General features: G+C 73.0%; 18 protein-coding genes and 1 pseudogene. 9 read left to right on the top strand and 10 right to left on the bottom strand.

Going from position 1 to position 23,929, the window contains the following annotated elements:
* Positions 1 to 88: 88 nt before the first annotated feature.
* The 5 genes from IT780_RS43135 to IT780_RS16680 form a co-directional block, all read right to left on the bottom strand.
* The gene (locus tag IT780_RS43135) at positions 89 to 1,372 is read right to left on the bottom strand and encodes an FG-GAP-like repeat-containing protein (RefSeq protein ID WP_199512483.1); all 1,284 of its coding nucleotides are present in this window, start codon (positions 1,370 to 1,372) and stop codon (positions 89 to 91) included.
* A 148-nt stretch (positions 1,373 to 1,520) separates the two neighbouring features.
* Positions 1,521 to 1,958 (bottom strand): M15 family metallopeptidase domain-containing protein, encoded by a 438-nt coding sequence (locus IT780_RS16695; protein ID WP_199512482.1) that lies wholly within the window; start codon positions 1,956 to 1,958, stop codon positions 1,521 to 1,523.
* 71 nt (positions 1,959 to 2,029) lie between these two features.
* Positions 2,030 to 5,026: an AfsR/SARP family transcriptional regulator gene (locus IT780_RS16690; protein ID WP_199512481.1), complete on the bottom strand. Its 2,997-nt coding sequence runs from the start codon at positions 5,024 to 5,026 to the stop codon at positions 2,030 to 2,032.
* Between the two features lie 45 nt (positions 5,027 to 5,071).
* Complete coding sequence (locus tag IT780_RS16685; protein ID WP_199512480.1) at positions 5,072 to 5,755, bottom strand: GntR family transcriptional regulator; 684 nt, start codon at positions 5,753 to 5,755, stop codon at positions 5,072 to 5,074.
* A 68-nt stretch (positions 5,756 to 5,823) separates the two neighbouring features.
* The gene (locus tag IT780_RS16680) at positions 5,824 to 7,041 is read right to left on the bottom strand and encodes a citrate synthase family protein (RefSeq protein ID WP_199512479.1); all 1,218 of its coding nucleotides are present in this window, start codon (positions 7,039 to 7,041) and stop codon (positions 5,824 to 5,826) included.
* A 67-nt stretch (positions 7,042 to 7,108) separates the two neighbouring features.
* On the opposite strand from IT780_RS16680, the gene IT780_RS16675 reads away from it, so the two are divergent.
* The 3 genes from IT780_RS16675 to IT780_RS16665 all read left to right on the top strand — a co-directional run bounded on the left by IT780_RS16675 (position 7,109) and on the right by IT780_RS16665 (position 9,905).
* Entirely contained in the window at positions 7,109 to 8,227 is a 1,119-nt protein-coding gene (locus tag IT780_RS16675) for a citrate synthase 2 (protein WP_199512478.1), read from the top strand.
* Between the two features lie 69 nt (positions 8,228 to 8,296).
* Complete coding sequence (locus IT780_RS16670; protein ID WP_199512477.1) at positions 8,297 to 9,712, top strand: FAD-dependent oxidoreductase; 1,416 nt, start codon at positions 8,297 to 8,299, stop codon at positions 9,710 to 9,712.
* 16 nt (positions 9,713 to 9,728) lie between these two features.
* Positions 9,729 to 9,905 carry a hypothetical protein gene (locus IT780_RS16665; protein WP_199512476.1) on the top strand — a complete coding sequence of 59 codons (177 nt, stop codon included), beginning with the start codon at positions 9,729 to 9,731 and terminating at the stop codon, positions 9,903 to 9,905.
* A 70-nt stretch (positions 9,906 to 9,975) separates the two neighbouring features.
* On the opposite strand, the gene IT780_RS16660 is transcribed toward IT780_RS16665, so the two are convergent.
* Positions 9,976 to 10,905, bottom strand: coding sequence for a diacylglycerol/lipid kinase family protein (locus IT780_RS16660; RefSeq protein ID WP_199512475.1), 930 nt, complete (start codon positions 10,903 to 10,905; stop codon positions 9,976 to 9,978).
* 63 nt (positions 10,906 to 10,968) lie between these two features.
* Positions 10,969 to 12,222, bottom strand: coding sequence for a vanadium-dependent haloperoxidase (locus tag IT780_RS16655; protein WP_199512474.1), 1,254 nt, complete (start codon positions 12,220 to 12,222; stop codon positions 10,969 to 10,971).
* 197 nt (positions 12,223 to 12,419) lie between these two features.
* On the opposite strand from IT780_RS16655, the gene IT780_RS16650 reads away from it, so the two are divergent.
* From IT780_RS16650 to IT780_RS41905, 4 genes are all read left to right on the top strand, one after another.
* The gene (locus IT780_RS16650) at positions 12,420 to 13,568 is read left to right on the top strand and encodes an LCP family protein (RefSeq protein WP_199512473.1); all 1,149 of its coding nucleotides are present in this window, start codon (positions 12,420 to 12,422) and stop codon (positions 13,566 to 13,568) included.
* Between the two features lie 94 nt (positions 13,569 to 13,662).
* The gene (locus tag IT780_RS16645; RefSeq protein ID WP_199512472.1) at positions 13,663 to 13,899 is read left to right on the top strand and encodes a hypothetical protein; all 237 of its coding nucleotides are present in this window, start codon (positions 13,663 to 13,665) and stop codon (positions 13,897 to 13,899) included.
* A 22-nt stretch (positions 13,900 to 13,921) separates the two neighbouring features.
* Entirely contained in the window at positions 13,922 to 14,932 is a 1,011-nt protein-coding gene (locus tag IT780_RS16640) for a nitronate monooxygenase (protein ID WP_199512471.1), read from the top strand.
* Between the two features lie 142 nt (positions 14,933 to 15,074).
* Positions 15,075 to 15,440 carry an MmpS family transport accessory protein gene (locus tag IT780_RS41905; RefSeq protein ID WP_199512470.1) on the top strand — a complete coding sequence of 122 codons (366 nt, stop codon included), beginning with the start codon at positions 15,075 to 15,077 and terminating at the stop codon, positions 15,438 to 15,440.
* On the opposite strand, the gene IT780_RS16630 is transcribed toward IT780_RS41905, so the two are convergent.
* A complete protein-coding gene (locus tag IT780_RS16630; RefSeq protein WP_199512469.1) occupies positions 15,409 to 17,598 on the bottom strand; it encodes a beta-glucosidase family protein in 2,190 nt (729 codons plus the stop codon). The two genes, IT780_RS41905 and IT780_RS16630, sit on opposite strands and share 32 nt — an antisense overlap.
* Before the next feature lie 81 nt (positions 17,599 to 17,679).
* On the opposite strand from IT780_RS16630, the gene IT780_RS16625 reads away from it, so the two are divergent.
* Both IT780_RS16625 and IT780_RS41900 read left to right on the top strand, forming a co-directional pair.
* The gene (locus IT780_RS16625; protein ID WP_199512468.1) at positions 17,680 to 18,255 is read left to right on the top strand and encodes a TetR/AcrR family transcriptional regulator; all 576 of its coding nucleotides are present in this window, start codon (positions 17,680 to 17,682) and stop codon (positions 18,253 to 18,255) included.
* Positions 18,216 to 19,880, top strand: a pseudogene (locus IT780_RS41900) (methyl-accepting chemotaxis protein); the annotation flags it as partial. The gene IT780_RS16625 and the pseudogene IT780_RS41900, both read left to right, overlap by 40 nt.
* A 197-nt stretch (positions 19,881 to 20,077) precedes the next feature.
* Here the strand turns inward: IT780_RS41900 and IT780_RS41895 are convergent.
* Entirely contained in the window at positions 20,078 to 21,655 is a 1,578-nt protein-coding gene (locus IT780_RS41895) for a cellulase family glycosylhydrolase (protein WP_233412973.1), read from the bottom strand.
* Positions 21,656 to 21,678: 23 nt separating this feature from the next.
* Positions 21,679 to 23,862, bottom strand: coding sequence for a glycoside hydrolase family 3 N-terminal domain-containing protein (locus IT780_RS16615; protein WP_307831223.1), 2,184 nt, complete (start codon positions 23,860 to 23,862; stop codon positions 21,679 to 21,681).
* Between the last annotated feature and the right edge of the window lie 67 nt (positions 23,863 to 23,929).

The raw sequence follows: 23,929 nt of genomic DNA, 5'->3' as shown, positions 1-23,929 counted from the left end.
TTCCGTCGCCGCTGTCTGACGGACAGACTCCGCGGCGCCGGGCACGACGAAGCCGGCCGCGGATCGCGGCCGGCGTCGTGCGCGGTGGTCAGGCGAGGCCGTTCCAGCCGGTGCCGATCTGGCGGCCGGTGCTGTAGGGGGTGTTGTTGTCGCCGCCGTGGGTGTAGAGCAGGAGCGCGCCGTCGGGGCGGGTGGCGAGGATGTCGGCTTTGCCGTCGTCGGTGACGTCGGTGGCCATGACCCGGTCGAACTGCTGCCACGCGGAACCGATGACCGTGCCGAGGTTGTAGGGGGTGTTGTTGTCCCCGCCGTGGGTGTAGAGCCGCAGGACTCCGTCCGGGCTCACCGCCACGATGTCGGCCTTCCCATCACCCGTGACGTCAGCGGCGGTGACCTGGGTGAACTGGGCCCAGCCTTCGCCGACGACCCGTCCGGTGCTGTACGGGGAGTTGTTGTCGCCGCTGTGGACGTAGAGGCGCAGGATCCCGTCGGGGCTGACGGCGAGGATGTCGGCCTTGCCGTCGCCGGTGACGTCGGCGGCGGTGATCTGGCTGAACTGGGCCCAGCCTTCGCCGATGACCCGTCCGGTGCTGTAGGGCGCGTCGTTGTCGCCGCCGTGGACGTAGAGGACCAGGGTGCCGTCGGGGCGGGTGGCGACGATGTCTCCCTTGCCGTCACCGGTGACGTCGGCGACCCGGAACGTCGAGATGGACTGCCATCCCACACCGACCTGCTGAATCGGGCCGTACGGCGCGGTGCTGCTGCCCGCCCCGCCGTTCGGGTACAGCCACAACGTGCCATCCGGCCGGCGGCCCAGCACGTCCGCGTACCCGTCACCGGTCACATCCCCCGCGGCCACCCCGCCCGCCGCACTGTCCTGGACGTTGATGTAGCGCATCGGCTTGTAGTTGCTGAGCACCCGGCCGCTGGTCTGCGACCACTTCCGGTGCAGGGTGTGCGGTTTCGTCTGCTCGTAGATCCAGAAGTCGCCGCCGACCGCGCCGACCCACTTGTCGAACAGCACGACGTGCGAGCCGTTGTTCGGGTCGGCCGGGTTGTGGTAGTTCATGAAGTCGCCCGGCCTGAGGTCGGTGAACGCGACCGGCTTGCCGATCTCGTTCAGGTTGCCGGTCCAGTAGCTGCCGTTCGTCCTGAGCGCCATCGAGACGAAGCCGGAGCAGTCGGTGCGGTAACCGCCGTAGTAGGCGTCCATGCTGTACGGCACGGCGGCGGCGACCCAGGTCTCGGCGCGGGTGATGATCTCCGAGCGGCTGATCGCCGAGCCCGGGCTCACCGCCGCGGATGCCGCGGCCGCCGCCTGTGGGGCGGCGACGTCGCCCTTTCCGGTCGCGGCCGAGGCCGGAACGCTCACCGCGGCCATGGTGGTGGCGCTGACAAGAGCAACGATCGCGGTACGAAGAATCGTGGTGTTCACTGGTCTACCCCCTCGATGAGCACCGCCGTGATCGGCGGGCACCGATGACGATCCGTGGGGGCGCCAGAAATCCTCTGTAGATCCCCTACAACGCCGGCACAGCTTCGTACCGGGCGCTTGCCGCCCCTGTGGCGCCGGCCCAGGACACGTCGCCGTACGACCAGTGCCACCACCGCTGCACGTCGTTGACCAGCCCGGCGCCCGTCAGCGCGCCGGCCAGCATCCGCAGCCGGTCGGCCGGCGGGGGAGCGACCGTGTCGCACCGGCAGCACGGCAGGCCGGCCGGTGGGTCGTCGACGCCGGCCACGGTGAGGTCGACGGCGCCACCGGTCGCGTGTGGCCCGTCCGCCGCCTCGTGACCGGCGACGATGACCAGCTGGACATCGCGTGGCAGGAGGCTCTGCGCCACCACGAGCCGTTCCACCACACCGAAACGCAGCAGCGCGTTCCTGCCGGGGAGCACTCTCAGCGGTGCCGAGGCGGCGACATCGATCAGGGCTTCGGTCGATCCGGTGGAAGACATCAGAACTCCAGCGACAGATGGGGCGATCGAACACACCACTGTCGCGAAGCGCTCTTCAGAAGCTCTGTAACTCAGTTACAGAGCTCTTGGTACTCCCGGGCGCCGAAGGTGCGGAACGTCCGCAGGGCCTCGGCGCGCGCGGCCTCGGACGCGGCCCGGTCACCGCGGGCGAGCTCCAGCTCGGCGACGTCCCGGAGGGTACGGGCACAGAACAGCGTCGACTCCGTCTCGCGGAAGATCTCCAGCGCCGCGCCGAACCGCTTGGCCGCCTCGTCGAGCCGTCCGGCCGCCAGGTCCAGCTCACCCATCGTGCGCAGCACCATGGCCTCGCCCCAGCGGTCACCGGTCGCCTGGTGCACGGCGAGGGCGTTCTCCAGCGGCTCCCGCGCCTCGGCGAGCCGGCCCATCCGCACGTACGTCTTCGCCAGCGCGCGCTGCGAGAACGCGATCAGCGAGCGGTCGCCGAGGTCGGAGAAGATGGCCAGCGCCCGGTTCAGCGCCTGCTCCGCCTCGGACAGCCGGCCGCGGGCCCGGTGCGCCAGCCCCATCGTCCGCAGCGCCAGGGCCTCACCGCGGCGGCTGCCCGCCCGCCGGAACGCCGCCATCGCCGCGTTGAGCGCTTCGTCGGTCGCCTCGAAGTCGCCGCGTTCCAGGTGGACCGAGCCGAGCACCCGGGCGCAGTGGCCCGCCGCCCGGTCGTCACCGAGCGATTGCGACAGCTCCGAGGCCTGCTTGAGGAAGTGCACCGCCTCCGGCAGGTAGCCCTGCTCCCGGCAGGCCAGGCCGAGGGCGCTGAGCGCGCTCGCCCGGCCCCGGGCATCGCCGAGGTCACGGAACCGTTCGGCCGCCTCCGCGAGGTGCTGCCGGGATTCGGTGAAGCGGTCCTGCTCGTACCGCAGCTGGCCCAGTTCGGCGAGCAGCACCGCTTCGGCGTGCGCGTCGCCGACGGCACGGGCGGCGCCGAGGGCGGCACGGTGGGCCCGGTTCCACAGGTCCGGCACGTTGCCGAGGGCGTACCGCGAGGCGCAGAGCACCGCCGCCACCGCGACCGCCTGGCCGGCCAGGCCGAGTTCGGCGGCTCGTTCGACGGCGAGGACCAGCGAGGTCTGCTCGGCGTCGAGCCAGCCGCGGGGATCGTGGGCCGCGATGCCCAGCACCTCCGGATCGGCGTCCTCGCGCGGGGGCGGGGCCACCGGCAGGATGGCGCCCGAGGTCACGTGGTCGGCGATGTGCCCCGACAGCCGGCTCAGCGCCGCCGACCAGGCCTCGACGACCCGGCGGGTCGCGGCCACCAGGTCGTCGCGGGCCTCGTCCCGTTCGGCCCGCTCGCGGGCGTAGATGCGGACCAGGTCGTGCAGCCGGTAGCGGAGCTGGCCGGTGTCGTCCAGATAGGTGTAGTCGACAAGGTGGGCGTCGACGAGCTGTTCGAGGATCTGTTCCGCCGCGCCGATCTCGACGTCCAGGGCGTACGCCAGCACCCACGACCGGAAGTCGGACAGGCCGAGGTGGCCGAGCGCGCAGATCGCCGTGTGCGCGACCGGGTCGAGGCTGTCGAAGCTGAACGCGATGCTGGCCCGGATCTGCTGATCGCCGACGGACAGCTCGTCCAGCCGCCGGCGTTCGTCGCGCAGCCTGGTCGCCAGCAACGCGGCGGTCCACTGGCGGCGGGTGGCCAGCCGGGCGCCGGCCACCCGTACCGCCAGGGGCAGGTTGCCGCAGGCGGCGACGATCTCCGCGGCGGCCGCCGGTGCAGACGTGATCCGGTCGGCGCCGGCGATCCGGGTCAGCAGGGCGGTGGCGTCCACGGTGGACAACAGGTCCAGCTCGACGAGCCGGGCCCCGGCCAGGCCGCCGAGCCGGTTGCGTGAGGTGACCAGGACCGACGAGCCGCCGCTGCCCGGCAGCAGCGGACGAACCTGCTGCTCGTTGGCGGCGTCGTCGAGCACGATGAGGACCCGGCGGCCGGCGAGCAGGGTGCGGTAGGCGTCCATCCGCTCGTCGGTGCCGTCCGGTACGGCCTGCTGCGGCTCGAGCGCCCGCAGGAACCGGCCCAGCACCTCGGCCGGGGAGGCCGGGGTGTCGGTGTTGCCCCGCAGGTCGACGTGCAACTGCCCGTCGGGATAGCCGGCGCTCACCCGGTGGGCGACGTGGACGGCGAGGGCCGACTTGCCCACCCCGCCCGGCCCGAGCAGCGCCGCCACGACGGGCGCCTCGCCGAGAACCGTCGCCAGCTCCGTGACCAGGGCCTCTCGCCCCACGAAGTCCGGCGGATCGGGCGGCAGCTGGGCCGGGCCCGTGCGCCGGGACGGTGGTGCCGGTGCCGGCTGCCGGCCGAGCAGCTCGGGGTCGGCGCGCAGGATCCGCTCGTGCAGGGTGGTCAGCTCGGCGCCGGGCTCGATGCCGAGCTCCTCGATGAGCGCCTCGCGGCCCTGCCGGAACACGGTCAGCGCCTCGCCGGTACGGTCCGCCCGGTACAGCGCGACCATCAGCTGCCCGCGCAGCGTGCTGCGGGCCGGGTGCTGCTCGACCAGGGCGGTCAGCTCACCGACCAGGTCGTCGCCGCGGCCGAGCTCGAGCTCCGCGGCGATCCTGGCCTCGACGGCGGCGATCCGCTGCTCGTCGAGGCGGCCGGCCTCGGCGGCCAGGATCCGGCTGCGCACCCCGCCCAGCGCGGGCCCGCGCCAGAGCAGCTCGGCGGCCCGGAAGGCGTTCGCCGCATCCCGGTGCCGCCCGTCCGCCGCGGCGGCGCGGCCCTCGTCCACCGCGGTCTCGAACCGGTGCCGATCGACGGCCTCGCCGGCGACGCACGCCCGGTAGCCCGGCGCCTGGGTGACGACCACGTCGTCCCCGACCGCCCGGCGCAGGGTGGAGACGTACGTCTGGACCAGTGCGCGGGCGGTGCTGGGCGGGTCGTCGTCCCAGAGGATGTCGATCAGGCGGTCGGCGGGCACGATCCGGCCCGGCTCCACGAGCAGCGCGGCCAGCAACGTACGGATCTTGGTGCCGCCGAGGCTGACCGGCGCACCGCCGCGCACCGCCTCGACCGGCCCCAGAAGACGAAACTCCATCCACATTCCCCGCATGCACCCTCGTAGATGTGGTGGGGATGCACTTTACGCCAAGCGAGGCACCCGCTTCGTCGGGTAATCGACCGGGCCGAAGAGCTCCACCTCGGCCAGTGCGCGGTAGTCGACGTACATCTTCCTGTGGCGCGCCGTCGCGGCCTGGGTGTTGCCGGTCTCGAGCTGGCGGAGGATGTCGTCGTGGGCCTCGATCACGGTGGTCCACAGGCTCTCGGCGATCAGTGGCGCGGTGCGCATGGCGCGCGACCGCACAAGGTCCACCATCGACTGCAGTTCCCGGTTGCCGCTCGCCGTGATGACGATGCTGCCGAAGTCCCCGCCGGCCGCGCCGGCCGCCAGGAGGTTGCCGGCTCGCAATGCCTCGACGAATTCCTGCTGCCGTTGCCGCATCAGGTCGATGTGGGCGGCGGTGAGGTTCTCGACACCCCACTCGAATCCGGCGCAGGCGAGGACGCTCATGACATCGATCAGTTCGAGCGCCTTCTTCTGCGTGACCTGGGTGACCTGGCGCGTGCGGTTGGGCGCGATGTCGATGAGGCCCTCGACCGAGAGCTGCGCGATGGCCTCACGGACCGGGGTGATGCTGACCCCCAGCCGAGCGGCCAGCGCGGCGTCTTTGATCACGGTCCCGGCGGGGAGGTCTCCGCTGAGGATTTCCTTGCGGAGCTGCTGGACGACCGCTGCGGTACGGGTCGGCGGGACGGCGTAGGACATGCCCGGAGCCTACTGATGGCTGTCGCCGGCCTCGCCGTGGTCACTCGGGCGGTGGACGCCGTCGCCCGTCACTCGTGCGGCGGGAGGCCGGCGTAGCGGCCGCTGGGGCGGAAGCGGCTCGGCCGGTCGGCGTACTCCTCGATCGCGTGCGCGAGCCACCCGGCCGTCCGCGCCATCGCGAAGATCGCCTCGCCGGCATCCGCGGGCATGCCGGTGAGCAGCGTAAAGGTTGCCAGCGCGAAGTCCACGTCAGGCCGGACGCCGGCCCGGGAGGTCATCGTGGCGGCCACCTCGAGGGCGATCTCCAGCGCCGGCTCGGCGGGGGCGAGTCGCGTGACGAGGTCGAGCAGGGTGGCGGCCCGGGGGTCGCCGTCCGGGTAGAGCGGATGACCGAATCCGGGCACTCCGCCGCTGCGCAGCCGCTCCGACACCGCACCCACCGCGTCGCCGGAGCGGATCGCGTCGGTCAGCATCTCGACGACCAGGCCGCTCGCCGCCCCGTGCAGCGGCCCGTCGAGCACCGCCAGGCCGGCGCTGACCACCGCGTACGGGTGCGCCCGGGTCGATGCCGCCACCCGTGCCGCGTACGTGGACGCCGCCAGGTCGTGGTCGGCGAGCAGCACGAGGGCGGCGTTCAGGGCGGCCACCCGGTCCGGTGTGGATGCCTCCGCGCTCAGCTTGCTCCACAGCGCGCTCGCGAACGGGTGTGGGCCCGATGCCGGCGGCTCGCCCGAGCGGCTTGGCAGGGCCGACACCATCGTCGCCAGCATCGTCCGGCCGGTGGCGACCACGGCCGCCGGTGTCGTGTCGAAACGCAGCCGGTCCGCCGCGCCCGCGGCCGCCACGATGACCCGCAGCCGGTCGGTCAGCCGCGCCGAGGCGGGCAGCGGCGCGGTCACGGCCTCGGCGAGCGCCCGCAGTTCCGGGTCGGCCGGGAAGTCCTCGTGCCGCAGCGTGCCGGTCCACAGCAGGGTGGCCACGGACTCGAACGACTCACGCCGGGCCAGCGCGTCGGCGTCGAAGCTGCGGTAGTACAGCGTCTCGCCGGTGATCAGCGTGATGCCGGTGTGGATCGCGGGGGAGCCGGCCGGGTCGGCGGCACCCGTCCCGCGGCGGCGCCGGGCGGCGAACGCGCGGACGTCCGCCTCGCTGAACAGGCTCTCCTTGCCGCTGCCGTTGCGCCGGCTCGCCAGCAGGCCACGGCTCACGTACGCGTAGACGGTCGCCTTCTTCACGCCGAGGTGCACAGCCACGTCGTCGGTGGTCAGCAGCCGCTCCGTACCCATGTGGTCATCTTCTCATATTGACTGAATCAACATTGACAAGTTGATGGTGTGGTCCGACAGTGGGCGCATGATGACCGTGCAACCGGGGCTCGCCGGAGTAGTCGCCTTCGACACCCACATCGCCGAGCCCGACCGGGATGGAGGCGCCCTGCGCTACCGCGGGGTGGACGTCGAGAAGCTCGTCGGGCGGGCCGGCTTCGCCGACGTGTGGGGGCTGCTCGTCGACGGCGACCTGGACCGCCCGTTGCCGCCGGCCGAGCCGTACGCGGTGCCGGTGAGCTCCGGCGACCTCCGGGTGGATCTGCAGGCGGCCACGGCGATGCTCGCGCCGCACTGGGGGCTGCAGCCGCTCATCGACATCGGCGACGAGCAGGCGCGCGAGGACGTGTCCCGGGTGTCGGCCATGATGCTGTCGTTCGTGGCCCAGGCGGCCCGTGGTGCGGACCGGCCCGCCGTGCCGCAGCGGCGCGTCGACGAGGGGCGCTCCGCCGCGGAGCGCTTCATGATCGGCTGGCAGGGCGACCCGGACCCGCGCCACGCCGAGGCGGTCGACCGCTACTGGGTCTGCGCCGCCGAGCACGGCATGAACGCGTCCACCTTCACCGCCCGGGTCATCGCCAGCACCGGCACGGACGTCGCCGCGGCCCTGTCCGGGGCGGTGGCGTCGCTGTCGGGCCCGCTGCACGGCGGCGCACCCGCGCGGGCGCTCGGCATGGTGGAAGCGGTGGAGCGAAGCGGCGACCCGCGCGGGTACGTCCGCCAGGTGCTCGACAGTGGCCGCCGCCTGATGGGTTTCGGGCACGCCATCTACCGCGCCGAGGACCCGCGTGCCCGGATCCTGCGCGCCGCGGCGAAGGAGCTGCGGGCGCCCCGGTACGAGGTGGCGCTCGCGCTGGAGGAGGCCGCGCTGGCCGAGCTGCGCGAACGCAAGCCGGACCGGGTCCTGGAGACCAACGTCGAGTTCTGGGCCGCGGTCGTCCTCGACTTCGCCCAGGTGCCCGCCGACCTGTTCACGCCGCTGTTCACCTGCGCGCGTACGGCCGGCTGGAGCGCGCACCTCCTCGAGCAGAAGCGGCTCGCGAAGATCATCCGGCCGTCCGCGGACTACGTGGGGCCGGCCGGCCGGGAGCCCTCCGACGTGCGGGGATGGTCGCGGATCGCCGAGCGGCAGGTGTCAGCCGCTTGACAGTTCCACAGTGGAAGGACCGGCATAGGGTGGGCTGATCGACCCGTCCACCGCCGAGAGGGAACTGCCGTGGGAATCACCCGGAAGCGGATGCTCACCCTGATGGGGGCGACGGCGGCCGGATCCGTCGCCGCCTCCGTGACCTCGCCGGCCGCGGCGCGGGCGGTCACCGGCCTCGCCGCCGGCATCCCCGACGCCCACGTGCTACGCCGCGACGTCTGCGTGATCGGCGGTGGCTCGGCCGGCACGTACGTGGCCGTGCGCCTCGGCGACCTCGGCCGCAGCGCCGTCGTGGTGGAGGCGAAGGACCGGCTGGGCGGGCACACCGAGACGTACCACGACCCGGCCACCGGCGGCACGGTCGACATCGGAGTGGTCGTCGTCGAGGACGACCCGCTGGTGCACCGCCACTTCGGCCGCTTCGGGCTGGAGCTGACCGCGCTCGGCGGGTTCGGCGGCGACCCCGCCTTCGTCGACTTCCGCACCGGCCGTCCGGTGGCCTACACGCCGCCGGCCCCCACCGCGCTCCCGACCTATGCCGACCTCATCAGCCGGTACGGGCCCATCGACACCGTCATCGACCTGCCCGACCCCGTGCCGCACGAGCTCGCGGCACCGTTCGCCGACTTCGTGCAGAAGTACGACCTCGGCTCGGTCGTGCCGCTCGTGTTCAACTACGGCCAGGGCGTCGGCGACCTCCTGGGCCTGCCCGCGCTCTACGCCATCAACCTCTTCGGCCAGGGCGTGCTCCGCAACATCATGGCCCGCTCGTTCCTCACCACCGCGGCCCACGACAACAGCCTGCTGTACGAGCGCGCCACCGCCCACCTCGGCGACGACGTCCTGCTCGAGTCGCACGTGCTCCGCGTCGACCGCTCCGGGCGCGGCGTCCGCGTGCTCGTCGCCACGCCGGAGGGCCTGCGCCTCGTCGTGGCCCGCAAGCTGGTCGTGACCTGCCCGCCCCTGCTGCGCAATTTCGCCGGCTTCGACCTGGACGCCACCGAGCGGTCGGTGTTCGGCCAGTTCGTCAGCGGCGCCTACTACACCGGGGTGGCCCGGCTGTCCGGGCTCCCCGAGGGCCTCAGCATCGAGAACGTCGCCGCGGACACGCCGTACAACCTGCCGCCGCTGCCCGGCCTGTACGGACTCAACCCGACCGGCATCCCCGGCCTCTACAACGTCAAGTACGGCAGCCCGAAGCCGCTGCCCGAGGCCCAGGTCCGCCGCGACATCCGCGCCGGGATCGAACGCCTCGCCCGCGCGGGCACCTACCCGGTCCGCTTCGAGGAGCTCGAGGTGTTCGCCGGCCACGCCCCGTTCGAGCTGCACGTGAGCCCGGAGGCGATCGCGGGCGGCTTCTACCGCCGGCTCAACGCGCTGCAGGGCCACAACAACACGTACTACTCCAGCGCGGCCTTCCACTCGCACAACTCGAGCCGTATCTGGGCCGGCGCGGAGACCCTCCTCCCATCGATAGCCGCCTGAGCCGGAAGGAACCACCATGCGTCCATCTCTTCGCCGTGCCGTGACTCTCCTCGCCGCAGCCGCCATCGCCGTGGGGGCGGCCGCCATCGCGTCGGCTTCCGCCGGTGCCGAGCCGGCCCGCGCCGGCACCAACTGGGACGGGGTCCTGGAAGCCGGCACCAACTGGGACGGGGTCCTGAAGATCGGCCGCTGAATCCGCCGCGGGCGCCGGGCCGTCCGGGTCGCTCAGGTCGAGGCCGTCCTCGTTCTGCGCCGGCGAGGGGTCAGCGGTCGACCGTGCCGGGCGGCGCCATGATGCGCAGGGCGTTGGGGTCGACGGCGATCCGGACGGGGGTGCGGCCGCACGGTTCGCCGTCGACCTCGACCCTCGCCGGGCGGTCCGTCTCCAGCCACAGTTCGCCGACCGCGAGGAACGGCTCGTCGCGCAGCGTGCGGCGGTGCCCGGTCGCCGTGTTGCGGGCCGTCTCGCGCAGCAGCCCGCGCCGGGTGCCGTCGCCCACCGGGTACGCCACGAGCAGCCGGTCGTCCGCGTCGGCGTCCGCGGTGATCGGGCGGCCCGCGTGGAAACCACCGTTGGCCACGTACAGCTGGTGGGTCAGGAACTCGTGCTCGCGGCCGGCGGCGCGCACCCGGGCCCGCAGCGGGCGGTGCCGGGCCAGCAGGGCGAGGGCCGTCACCGGGTACGCGTACCGCCCGGCGAGGCGCTTCAGGCGGCGCGGCGCGTTGGTCATGACGTCGGCGGACAGGCCCACGCCGACGTGGTTGGTGAACGCCAGGTCGCCCGCGAGGCCCAGGTCGACGTCGACGACCGCGCCCTCGGTGAGCGTGGCCACCGCCGCGTCGAGGCTGAGCGGGACCCCGACCGTACGCGCGAAGTTGTTGGTCGTGCCCAGCGGCAGCAGCCCGAGCGCGATGTCGCGGTGCGCCAGCATCCGGGCGGCGGTGCTGATCGTGCCGTCCCCGCCGCCGGCGACGAGCAGGTCGGGTCCCAGCCCGATCGCGGCCTCCAGGCTCTCCTCGAGCTCGCCGGGCCGCGCGGCGGGATAGTCGCCGAGCAGCGTGAACCCGGCCGCGAGCAGCCGCGCACGGGCGTCGTCGTGCAGCCGGCCGCCGCGCCGCGAGTGCGCGTTGACCACCAGGGCCGCCCGCCGTCCGGTCCGGATGTCCTCGGTGAGCTGCTGCTTCGTCCGCATCGCGCCGAGGGTACCGGGCCCGGGGCAGTGGGTGCCGCCGCCGGGCCCGGCACGTCGCCCGGCTCAGCGCAGGAGGTCGCCGGCGTGGGCGAGCGCGTACGCCGCGACGTCGCGGCCCAGCCGGATGCCGGCCTCGTCGGCGCTGCGCGTGTGGATGCCCGACCACACCCGGGCGTCGACGTTCTCCCGGCCGGGCTGGTGCCAGTCGGTGTAGGTGCGGGTCACGCCGGGCGCGCTCGGGCTGCCGATCGTGTACGGTGCCCGCGCGACCGGCCCGGCGAGCGCCGTGAGGATGCCCTCGGCGGCGCCGGCGTACGTGTTGTGCCCGCTCGGGTAGTCGGGGTGCGCGGGAGTGACGTGCAGCGGCAGCCACTGCGGGTCGGCCTCGGTGACGGGATCGCCGTCCACGTCGGCGTTGCGGATCGCGGTGACGGGGCGCCAGCGCTGGTAGGCGTACTTGGCGTCGGAGGTCGCGATCTGGGTGTCCACGACTGCGACGTGGAACAGGGCGATCAGCCGGGTGCGCCGGGCCGGCGATCCGGGCAGCTGCTCGACCGCGGCGCGCAGGATCGGCGTGTACAGGGTCAGCGACGAGCCGAGCCAGAAGGTGGCCGTGTCCGTCTGGGCCGGGGTGCGCACGGTGCTGTCGGCGGCGCCGTACGCCCGCACCTCCGCCAGGTCGGCCCGGTAGCGCGCCGAGCCGAGCGCGGGCGGCGGGCCGGGCCGGAACTGGGCGGCGTTGCGCAGCAGGAACGGGCGGGCGGTGCGGTTGCCGTACTGGGCCGCCGGGGCGTACGCCGGCGGCGTGGGCTGCCAGACGCCGGGCGCGGCGGCGGGCTGCGGGTACGCCGCGTTCACGGAGGCGGGGTCGAGCCCGTCGCCGGTGCGGGCGGCGATCAGCCGGTCCACCGCCGCGCGGCCGGCGTCGAGGCCGCTGGTACGGGACCGCCCGGCCGGGATGGTGGCGAGGTCGGCGGCAAGCACGTCGTCGGCCGCGGCGGCCCGCGCCGGCAGGAGCGTGACGATGGCCCGGTGGACGGCACCGGCCAGGGCGGCGCGCTGGTAGACGGGCGAGGGGGAGCCGGCCTGCGCCCGGGCGGCCCCGAGCCACGCGATCGCCCACGTCCGGTTGTTGGTCACCTGCGTCGGGGCCCCGGCCGTGGCCACGGCGTCGGCGGTGGCGTCGTACCAGGTGAGCACGGAGTCGGGCGCCGCGCCGGCCGCGGTGCCGGGGGTGGCGGCGCCCAGGGCCGCCACCGTCACGGCGCCGAGCAGCGCGGCGCCGGCCCGGCGCAGGCCGGGAGGTCGAACGATCATCGCTGAACCCTTCTTCACCGATAGGAGATGCGGACAAGCATCGATCGATCGGGCGGTACGGGTCAACGGCCGCGGCGATGCTGTAAAGAGCTCAGAACAGCGGCTTCACAGATGTTCAGGATCGTGAGCTACCATTCCGCCCGCCGCCGAGGCGGCACGTCTGACGCGTCACAGGTGTGAGGGCCGGAGGGACAGACTTGAGGAAGACCGCGCGTGCCGGCCGCCGCTCCCCGTCGTGGGCCCGGTGGCTGCTCATCGTCGGCGTGGTGCTGATGGTGCTCAGCGGGGGCTCGCTCGTCGGGGCCAACCTGGTGCTCAGCTCCGCCACCGGCGCGGTCGCCCAGGAGAACCTGATCGGCGGCGCGGGCGGCTCCGGCCACAAGGACATCAAGGGCGCCAAGAACATCCTGCTCGTCGGGCTCGACACCCGGCCGAGCTGGAAGAACAAGGAGCCGAGCCGGTCGGACTCGATCATCCTGCTGCACCTGCCGAAGGACCACTCGCGCGCGTACCTGGTGTCGCTGCCCCGGGACAGCTACGTCGACATCCCCGCGTACGACAACGGCAAGCAGGCGTACCGGGGCGGCAAGAACAAGATCAACTCCGCCTTCTCGTTCGGCAGTCGCGGGCTCGAGGGCAAGGAGGCCGAGGCGCACGGCTTCGAGCTGCTCGCGCTGACCGTCAAGCGGCTCACCGGCATCACCCCGGACGCCGGCGCGATCATCGACTTCACCGGCTTCAAGGACGTCGTCAACGTCCTCGGCAAGGTCTGCATGTACGTCGACGAGGACGTCACCTCGATCCACATCGGGCACACCGCCGACGGGAAGCAGGCGGTGCCGTACAAGACCGACGCGGCCGGCCTGAACCCGCGCAAGGTGCCCGGCGTGACCGCCAACTTCTACAAGAAGGGCAACCACTGCCTCACCCCGGTGGAGGCCCTGGACTTCGCCCGCCAGCGCGACCTGCTGGGCAACCGGGACTCCGACTACGGCCGGCAGCGCCACCAGCAGCAGCTGCTGAAGGCGATCCTCAAGCAGGCCGTGCACGACGGCTTCAACTCGCCGACGAAGCTGCCGAAGCTGATCACCGCCATCGGGAAGACCATGACGGTCGACAGCGGCGGCATCTCGCTGGAGGACTGGGCGTTCGCGATGCGCAACACCAACCCGGACGACCTCATCACCATCAAGACCAACGACGGCAAGTTCAACAGCGAGTCGGTGCCCGGCATCGGCAGCGTCGAGGTGCTCAGCGACACGACGATGGAGCTGCTGCAGTCGGTCAAGGACGACACCGTGCCGGCGTTCCTGCAGGCCAACCCCTCCTGGATCGCCGACAGCTGACGGGCGGCTATATCCCCGGTTCAGGGTCCGGCGGCCGCGGAGCCCGACCCCGGGCCGATGCGGGCGCCGCGACGGAACCCCGATCATCGATGCCATGGACGACATCGAGAAGCAGAAGAGGGCTCACCGCGGGTACATCGCCGAGGGTGCGGTCCTGCTCCTGGCGGCGCTGGTGGTGAAGGGCCTGGTCCTGGCCGGCAAGTTCTCGGACGGGCCGCTGCGGCACTGGTACGTGCAGGTCGCGCTGGTGGCGGGCGCGGTAGGCCTGTACGCCGGCGGCCACTGGCTGATCGGCCGCGGCTACCGCGGGGCGCGCCGGCCCGGGAGCTGAGCATCCGGGGGAGGATCGGGGCATGCGCGAGCCGATCCGTCCCCTGGTCGTCGCCCCGATGGCCGGCGGCCCCTCCACTCCTGCCCTGGTCACCGCGGCCTCCCGGGCCGGCGCCACCGCGTTCCTCGCCGCCGGCTACAAGACACCCGCCGCCGTGGAGGACGAGCTCCGGACCGTACGCGGTGCCGGGACGCCGTACGGGCTGAACATCTTCGTCCCGGTCCCGCCGCCCGCCGACGTCGAGCCGCTGGAGCGGTACCGGGCGCTGCTGCAGCCCGAGGCCGACCGGTACGGCGTGGAGCTGCCCGCGCTCCGGCTGCGCGACGACGACCACTTCTCCGACAAGGTGGAGCTGGCTGTCGCGTACGCCGTACCGCTGGTCAGCTTCACCTTCGGCGTACCCCCGGAACCGGTCGTGCGGGCGCTCCAGGCGGCGGGATGTGCCGTCCTCATCACGGTGACCGGCCCCGGCGAGGCGCACCGGGCGGCGGCCGCCGGGCCGGACGCGCTGATCGCTCAGGCCGGCACGGCGGGCGGCCACTCGGCCACCACGGACCCGGCAGGCTACCGAGGCGCCACGACCGCGCCCGAGGTGCTCCGCGGTGTGCAGGCCGTGAGTGACCTACCGATCGTCGCGGCCGGGGGAGTGGCGTCGGCCGCCGACGTACGCGACCTCCTCGCGGCCGGCGCGGCGGCCGTGCAGTGCGGCACCGCGTTCCTGCTGGCCGACGAGGCCGGCACCCGCGACGCCCACCGCCGCGCGATCCGCCCGGGCGCCCACCGCGAGACCGTCGTGACCCGGGCGTTCACCGGCCAACCGGCCCGCGGCCTGCGCAACCGTTTCACCGACGCCTACTCGGCGGCCGCCCCGATCGGCTACCCGGCGATCCACCACCTGACCGCGCCGATCCGCGCGGCGGCCGCGAAGGCGGGCGACGCCGGGGCGCTGAACCTCTGGGCGGGCACGGGCTTCGCGTCGGCCCGCCCGGGTCCGGTCGCCGCCCTGGTCGCGGCGCTGTCGCCGGACGCCTGAGCGTCGCCGGTGGCCGATCGGCCGATCCGGGAGGCCGCCGGAATCTTCCTCGCGGCCGATCCGGGCGGCACCTCCCGGCTGAGAGCGTCTGTCTCCGCGAGGGGGCCCGTCCCGGTGCCTCCCCAGGTTCGAGGAGTCAGACGTGAAGCGTGTCCTTGCCGGTGTCCTCATCGGTGCGACGGTTCTGCTGTCGAGCGGTTGCGGCAGCCTCGACCGCGGCGAGCACGGCGAGATCAGCTACGAGGTGACCGGCGAGGCGGGTACGACCGCCGACATCACCCGGGTGCTGCCCGTGGACGCCGGCGGCACCCCGTCCGTGACGTTCCCGGCTCAGAAGCTGCCGGCGTCGATGCACGCCAGCATCGCCGAGGGGACGTTCGAGGTGCACGCCGTACCGGCCAAGGGCGCCGCCGGCTGCCGCATCGTCGTGGACGGCGAGGAGGCCGACAAGCAGACCGGCGCCCCCGGCAAGGAGGTCATCTGCCGGGCCACGGTGAAGGCGCGGTGACGGCGGCCGGGTCTCCCGCGTACGCGGCCGCCTCGATCGTCGCCGGCTGCGCCGGGCCGAAGCCGTCGCCGGTCCAGCGCTGCAGCGGGCGTACCGAGGCGGGGACCGTGACCCGTACGGACTCCCCGGCCGGCACCGCCACGGAGGCGAAGCCCAGCAGGACCCGGGACGGGAAGTCGTCGCCGGCGCCGGTGGGCAGCCCGTACAGCTGGACCACGTGGCGTCCGTCCCGCGGCCCGGTGTTGGTCACCGTCACCGTCGCGTCGAACGTCTCGCCGGAGACCGGGCCCACCTCCAGGCCGGACAGCGCGAACGACGTGTACGACAGCCCGAAGCCGAGCGGGAACGCGGCCCGGTGCCCGTCGCGGTCCAGCAGGCGCTGACCGAACCACTTGTCGTACGTGATGGCCGTGGCGTCGCGGTCGAAGAACGGCAGATGGTCCTCGGTGGTGGGGATGGAGAACGGCAGCCGGCCCGCGGTGTCCACCTCGCCGAACAGCACATCCGCCAGGGCCCGGCCGCCCTCGGAGCCGGAGTACCAGGCCAGCAGCACCGCCGGCGTGGCGTCACGCCACTCCTCGGTGATCACGGCGCCGGCGGTGACCACCGCGACGACCGTCCGGGGGTTCGCCGCCGCGACCGCGCGGATGATCTCGGCGTCGACCGGGCGCAGGCGCAGGCTCGCCCGGTCCCCGCCGGCGCCCTGGCTGCCGACGATGCTCAGGTCCGTCCCGGCCTGCTCGGTGAGGCGGCCCAGCAGTTCCTGCCCGGCCGGGCTGTCGTCGGCCGGCGGGAAGAGCGCGAGCAGGGCCGGGTCGGCGAACATGGCCGAGCCGATGTACTCGCCCTCGTCCAGCGCCGTGTAGCCGACGACGACCACCGCGACGTCGCTGGCCCGGGCGGCTTCGGCGGCCGCCTCGGGGGAGTCCTCGGCGACGTGGCGGATCGTGGCGTGCGGCAGCGCCTCGGTCAGCCCGCGCAGGGGCGTGACGACCTCGGGCGCGCGGACGTCCGACGAGCCGTGGTCGCCGGTGTTGGGCAGGTCCGCCAGCCGGCCGATCACGGCGACCGACGAGACGGCGTCGCGGTGCAGCGGCAGCACCGGCGCCCCCGCCACCTGCTCGTTCTTGAGCAGCACCATGCTGCGGGCCGCGACCTCGCGGGCCAGCGCGCGGTGCGTATCGCCGAAGACCTCGTCGAGCGACGGCTCCTCCGGCTCGCGGGTCGCATAGTGGTGGATCTGGGTACGCAGGATCCGCCGCGCGGCCCGGTCCACGTCCTCCCACGAGGCGCGCCCCTCGGCCAGGTCGGTGGCCAGGTGCTGGGCGCGCTGCTGCTGGAACGGCTCCTCGACGTCGAGCCCGGCACGCAGCGAGGTGGCCGCGTCGCGCAGGCCCCAGATGAAGTCGGAGACCGTGACGCCGGTGAACCCCCAGCGTCGGCGCAGCACGCCCTCCATGAGGTCCTCGTTCTGCCCGGCCCACTCGCCGTTGACCGAGTTGTACGCCGTCATGATGCCGGCCACGCCCTCGTCCACGACCCGGCGGAAGTGCGCCAGGTACACCTCGTGCAGCGTGGCGTCGTCGGCGGTCACGTCCACGGTGAAGCGCGCGTTCTCCATGGAGTTGAGCGCGTAGTGCTTCGCCACCGCCATCGCGTGCCGCTGCACCGACCGGGTCAGCGCCGCACCGAACTCGCCGAGCAGCAGGGGGTCCTCGCCGTACGTCTCCTGGGCGCGGCCCCAAGCGGGGTGCCGGGGCAGGTTGATGCAGACGCCGCCGAAGAAGTTGGCGCCCTGCGCGCGCATCTCCCGGCCGATCGCCGTGCCGACCCGCTCCTCCAGGGTGAGGTCCCACGTCGCGCCGCGGGCCATGGAGACCGGGAAGGCCGTGGAGGCGCCCATCACCACGCCGCGCGGGCCGTCGGAGAACAGCAGCCCGGGGATGCCCAGGCGGTCGACGCGCCCCATCGGGTACGGCGTGCGGTTGTAGCCGTTGCCGAGCATGTCGGCCATGGCGTCCCAGAACGGCAGGTCGCCGTCGAGCAGGCCGAGCCGCTCCTCGGGGGTGAGCTGCTCGAGCAGGTCCTCGGCGGCCGTGTCGGGCGAGGCGCCGGCGCGGACAGCGGCGACGGCGGCGGAGAAGGCGCTGGCAGTCATGGGTCTCCCGGGTACGTTACCTACCAATTGGTAGGTAGGTTAGGCTGGGCGGCACCGCCGAGGCAACCCCTGGAGGGAAACGTGACCGCGTCCGGACGCCGCCGCCTCCCGCCTGCCGAGCGCCGCGAGGAGATCCTCGCCGCCGCGACCGAGCTGATCGCCGTGTCCGGCTTCAACGGGGTCTCGCTGGGTGCGTTCGCCGCGGCGTGCGGCATGACGAAGGCGGGGCTGCTGCACCACTTCCCGTCCAAGGAGCACGTGCTCGTCGGCGTGCTGGAACGCCGCGACGAGCTCGACATCGCCGCCGTCATGGGGGACGCGGACCCGGCGCCGGACGCGGCGACGGCCCGGGCCGCGCTGACCCGCCTGGTGCGCCGCAACCTCGGACAGGAGTCGGTCGTCAAGCTCTACACGGTGCTCAGCGCGGAGGCGCTGGACCCGGCGCACCCGGCGCACGACTATTTCCGGCGGCGCCTGCGGACCAGCCGGGACCGGCTCGAGCGCGAGATGTTCGCCTGGCATCCGTGGCCCGGTGGAGCGGCGGTGGAACTGCTCGCGTTCCTCGACGGCCTGCAGCTCAACTGGCTGCGCGACCCGGAGATCGACTTCCTGGCGCAGTGGGAGGCGTTCGCCGACCGGTTCTTCGCCGAAGGCTGACGGGGGCCGTCCCCGGAACGCGGCCGCCCGGAAACGGCGCGGACCCGCGGCTCCCGCTGCAGAAAATCTCGGAAGTCGACCTCCCCGGCCGACCATACGGGCGACGATCACGTCGATCGGGATCGCGAGTCTGCGGGGGTACATTCGTGAGCTTTTCGGGTTTCACCGTCGGTCGCCGCCTGGGCGCCGGTTTCCTGGTGGTCGTACTCAGCATGGTCGTGCTCGTGTCGGTGGGAATCGTCGAGGTCCGCAGGATCAATGCCAACCTCACGGTCATCAACGACCTCAATGCGGTGAAGCAGCGGTACGCGATCAACTTCCGGGGCAGTGTGCACGACCGGGCCATCGCCGTACGGGACATCGTGCTGGCCGAGACCGGCGCCCAGGTGCAGACGGAGATCGACCTGATCCGGGTGCTGACCACGCGGTACGACGAGTCCGCCACCAAGATGGACGCCATGTTCGGCCCCGGCGCGAGCGTCACCGGCCAGGAACGGGCGGCCCTCGCCGACATCAAGAAGGTTCAGGCGGCGACGCTGCCGATGATCGACCAGATCATCGCCCGGCGGCAGGCCGGTGACCTCAAGGGCGCGCTGAGCGTGCTGACCGGCCAGGCCCGCGCCTCCTTCGTCGAATGGCTCCGGGTGGTCAACGTCTTCATCGACCTCGAGGAGTCGATGAACCAGGCCAAGACCCGTGACACCCGCGGCATCGCGCAGGGCTTCCTGACGGTCATGCTGCTGCTGTGCGCGGCGGCCATCGCCATCGCGGTCGGCGTGGCGTGGTGGACGACCCGCAGCATCACCCGCCCCATCGGCCAGGCCGGTGACGTCCTGCGGTCCGTGGCCGAGGGCGACCTGACCCGGAGGGTGCGGGTCACCGGCCGGGACGAGATCGCCGGTATGAGCCGGTCGCTGAACACCGCGCTCGATGCCGTCGGCGGGGTCATGACCGGCGTCGCCCGCAGCGTCGAGCGGCTCGCGTCCGCCAGCACCCGGGTCGTCAGCCTGTCGGCGGACATCGAGGGTGGCGCGGAGGAATCCTCGGTCCAGGCCGGGGTCGTGTCCTCCGCCGCCGACGAGGTCTCCCGCAACGTCGGCACCGTCGCGGCCGGCGCCGAGCAGATGGGCTCCTCGATCCGGGAGATCTCCCACAACGCCCATGAGGCCGCGACCGTGGCCGCCCGGGCGGTCACCGCGGTGGAGACGACGGCCGGCACGCTCGCCCGGCTCGGGCAGTCCAGCGAGCGGATCGGCGACGTCGTACGCTCGATCACCGCGATCGCCGGGCAGACGAACCTGCTGGCCCTCAACGCCACCATCGAGGCCGCCCGCGCCGGTGAGTCCGGCAAGGGCTTCGCCGTCGTCGCCGGTGAGGTCAAGGAACTGTCGCAGGAGACCGCCCGCGCCACCGAGGACATCTCCCGCCGGGTCGAGGCCATCCAGGCCGACACGACCGGTGCGATCAGCGCGATCCAGGAGGTCGCCGAGGTGATCGCCCGGATCAACGACTACCAGACCACGATCGCCTCGGCGGTGGAGCAGCAGACGGCGACCACCCACGAGATGAACCGCAGCGTCACCGAGGCGGCCTCGGGCTCCAGCCAGATCGCTGCGAACATCGGCAGCGTGGCGGAGCTGGCCCGGGCCACCACCGAGTCGGTCACCGAGTCCCGGCGCGCCGCCGGGGAACTGGCCGGGGTCTCCGACGACCTGCAGGGGTGGGGGGGGGGGTCCCGCTGCGGCGGCCGGGCGCCGCCCCCGGGGCGCGGTGCCGCGGTGTGCCCCTCCGCAACCGATGGAGGGGCACACCGCGGGTCGGATCAGGAGCAGACGGCCGAGCCGAGCTTGACCGACGCCGGCGGGCTGGCCGTGCCGTTGGCGGTGAAGCCGATCGTCACCGACGCCCCGGCGGCCAGCGACGGGGCGTGCCCCGGGCCCACCGCCGTGACCGTGGTGCCGGACTGGGTGACCGTCGCGTTCCAGCCGCTGCCCAGCGTCACGCCGGACGGCCAGGTCCAGGTGACCGACCACGGGTTGGCCGCCGCGGTGCCGGTGTTCTTCACCGTCAGCGAGCCCTGGAAGCCACCCTGCCAGGAGTTGTCCTGCTTGTACGTCGCCGTGCACCCGCCCGTGGGCACCGGCGGCGTGGACGGGTCACCGGACGGCGGGGTGCTGGTGCCGCCACCCACCGGCGCGATGAGGTACGGCTGCAGGATCGCCTGCTTGGCCGTGTTGATGTTCGTCCAGTCGTCGAGCGCGATGCCGCCGGTGTCACCCGAGTTCGGGTTCCACGACCAGTACGTGAACGACATGCCGTTGACGCCCGTGCCCGTGTACGCCATCAGCTTCTCGAGCCACACCTTGTCCTCGGGGTTCTGCAGGGTGCTGCCGAACTCGCCTATCATGATCGGGGCGATGTTCTGCTTGTAGAGGTAGCCCCAGTAGTGGTCCCAGATGCCCGGGAGATTGTTCGGGAACGACGGGTCGTCGAACCAGGCCTGCCGGTACACCGAGGTGGCGTACTCGTGCGGGCTGTAGACGAGCCGGTTGGCCACGTTGAGGCGTACCGGGAACTGGCCGGCCTTGGAGAGGTTGCCGCCCCACCAGCCGCAGTCCTCGTCGTTGCTGGTGTCGTTGTCCCAGACGTTCGACAGCCCGCCGCTGGGGCAGCTGACGCCCTCCACGAAGATCAGCCAGTTCGGCTGCACCGAGAGGATCGCGTTGCCGGCGCGCTCGGCCGCGAGCCGCCAGTCGCGGGCCGTGTCGCCGCAGCCCCAGCAGGAGCCGGTGGCGGCCGGGTTGGTGCCCTCCGCGTGCGGCTCGTTGTGCAGGTCAGCGCCGATCACCGTGGTGTTGCCGGCGTACCGGCGGGCGAGCATCTGCCAGTTGCTGATCCAGGTCGACTCGGGCACGCCCGAGGTGTACCAGAGCGCGGTCTGGCCGGCGGCGGTCGGGCGGTGCCGGTCGAGGATGATGCGCATGCCCTTGCTGCCGGCGTACGCGATGACCTTGTCGAGGATCTGCAGGGGCGACAGGCCGACCAGGTCGGGGTTGGTGAAGTCGTTGATGCCGGTCGCGGTGGCACCCGCCTTGAGCGCGTCGTCGGAGAAGGGGACGCGCAGCGTGTTGTAGCCGAGCCGGGCCATGGTGTCGAGCTGCGAGCGCCACGGGTTGCTCGACCACAGACCGTGGAAGGTCTTGTTGTCGGTCTCCATGCCGAACCAGTTGATGCCCGTGATGCGGACCGTCGTACCGGTGCTGTCGACGATCTTGTTGCCGTCGGTGTGCAGGTAGCCGGTGCCCGTGCCGGCCGCCGAGGCGGACGACGCGGTCACGGCCAGGCCGCCGGCCACCAGAGCGGCGGCCGAGAGGATGGCGGCGAGTTTCTTGCGGACCATGCGGACTCCGTTTTCCGTGGGGGTCAGCTCGCCTGGCAGGCGAGGCCGTTGAGGGAGAAGGAAGCGGGACGGGGGTTGCTGCCGGTGAGGCTTCCGCTGAAGCCGAAGGTGGTGGTCGCGCCCGGCGCCAGCGAGGCGTTCCAGGTCTCACCGACCGCGGTGACGGCGGTGCCGGACTGCGTGACCCGCGCCGACCACGACTGCGTCACCTTCTGGCCGCCGCTGTAGGTCCACTGCAGGGACCAGGGGTTCAGCGCGGTGGTGCCGGTGTTGGTGACCGAGACGTTGGCGGTGAAGCCGGTGCTCCAGTCGTCGGTCGCGTAGGAGACGCGGCAGGAGCCGGTGCCGGTCGGCGGGGGCGGCGGCGGGGTGGTGCCGTCGTAGGTCAGCCCGTACCCGTACGCGAACAGCGGCGTCTTGCCGTCCCCGTCGTTGAGCGGCTGCTGGCTCGCCGACTGCATCCACGTCATCGGCAGCTTGCCGGTGGGCGCGTAGTCGCCGAAGAGCACATCGGACACCCCGGCGCCCTCGCTGCCCGGCAGCCACGCTGCCAGCAGCGCGTTCCAGTTCCCCAGCTCCGAGGCGATGTCCAGCGGGCGTCCGGAGACCAGGACCACGATCACGGGTACGCCCGAGGCGCGCAGCCGCGACAGCGTGGCGAGGTCGGTGCTGTCGAGCCCCAGCGAGCCGGTCCGGTCGCCCTGGCCCTCGGCGTACGGCGTCTCGCCGACCACCGCGATCGCCGCCCGGTACGTGCCGTCGATGCCCGAGCCGTCGCGGCTGTAGGTGACCGTGGACTGCGAGCCGACGGCCGAGCGGATGCCCTGCAGGATCGACGTGCCGGTGATCGTGTTGCCGCTCGCGCCCTGCCAGGTCAGCGTCCAGCCGCCGCTCTGGTTGCCCAGGTCGTCCGCGCTCTTGCCGGCCACGAACAGCTTCCCGCCCGCCTTGGCCAGCGGCAGCACGCCGCCCTGGTTCTTCAGCAGCACCTGGGACTCGCGGACGGCCTGCCGGGCCAGGGTGCGGTGCGCGGCGCTGCCGATCGTCGAGGCGTACGTGCGGTCGGCGTACGGATGCTCGAAGAGCCCCAGCTCGAACTTCTTCGTGAGGATCCGGCGGTTCGCGTCGTCGATGCGCGACGTCGGGATCTGGCCGGACTGCACGGCCGCGCGCAGGTAGCCGACGAACGTCTTCCAGTCGACCGGCACCATGAGCATGTCGAGCCCGGCGTTGACCGCGGTGACCACCTCGGCCTGGGTGAAGCCGGTACGCCCGTCGAGCTGGTCGACCGCCGCCCAGTCGGAGACGGTGAAACCGGTGAACCCGAGCTCGCCCTTGAGCACGTCGGTGATCAGGTACTTGTGGCCGTGCAGCTTGGCGCCGTTGAAGCTGGAGAACGAGATCATGATCGAGCCGACGCCGCGCCGGACCGCCTCGGCGAACGGCGGCAGGTGGATCGCGCGCAGCTCGGCCTCGCTGAGCTGGGTGTCGCCCTGGTCGACGCCGTTGGTGGTGCCGCCGTCGCCGACGTAGTGCTTGGCGGTGGCCAGCACGGACGCCGGCCCGTCGAGCCGGTCGCCCTGCAGGCCGTCGATCACGGTGGTCATCGAGGAGACGAGGTCGGGCTTCTCGCCGTACGACTCGTACGTGCGGCCCCAGCGGTCGTTGCGGGCCACGCACACGCAGGGCGCGAAGGTCCAGTCCTGCCCGGCGCCGGTGACCTCCTCGGCGGTGGCCCGGCCGATGCGCTCGACGAGCTCGGGGTCGCGGGTCGCGCCGAGGCCGATGTTGTGCGGGAAGATCGTCGCGCCGGCCACATTGTTGTTGCCGTGCACCGCGTCGATCCCGTAGATCATCGGGATCTGCAGGGGCGTGGCGAGCGCGCCGCGCTGCAGCGAGTCGTAGAGGTCGGCCCAGCCGGCCGCGCTGTTCGGCGTGGGCGCGGAGCCGCCGCCGGAGAGCACCGAGCCCAGCCGGTACGTGGTCAGGTCACCGGGCGAGACCACCGCGCGTTCGGCCTGGACCATCTGGCCGACCTTGTCGTCGAGCGTCATCCGGCCCAGCAGGTCGGTGACGCGCTGGGCGACCGGCAGGGTGGGGTCCTGGTACGGCAGGACGGCCGCCGCAGCGGTGCGGGGTTCCGGGGCGGCCGCGAATCCGGCCGCGACCATGGTGGCGGCGGCCAGGCCGGCGAGCAGGGCACGCACGATCGCGCTCCTCACGAGGGGTGGCGGTGCAGTGACGCTCATCGTTACATGGGAGCGCTCCCATGAC

This window comes from Nucisporomicrobium flavum, from assembly GCF_016464385.1.
In the GTDB taxonomy this organism is placed as follows: Bacteria; Actinomycetota; Actinomycetes; order Mycobacteriales; family Micromonosporaceae; genus Actinoplanes; species Actinoplanes flavus_A.
The sequence above is the reverse complement of the archived record's forward strand: the minus strand, read 5'-3'. Positions and strand labels throughout refer to the sequence as shown.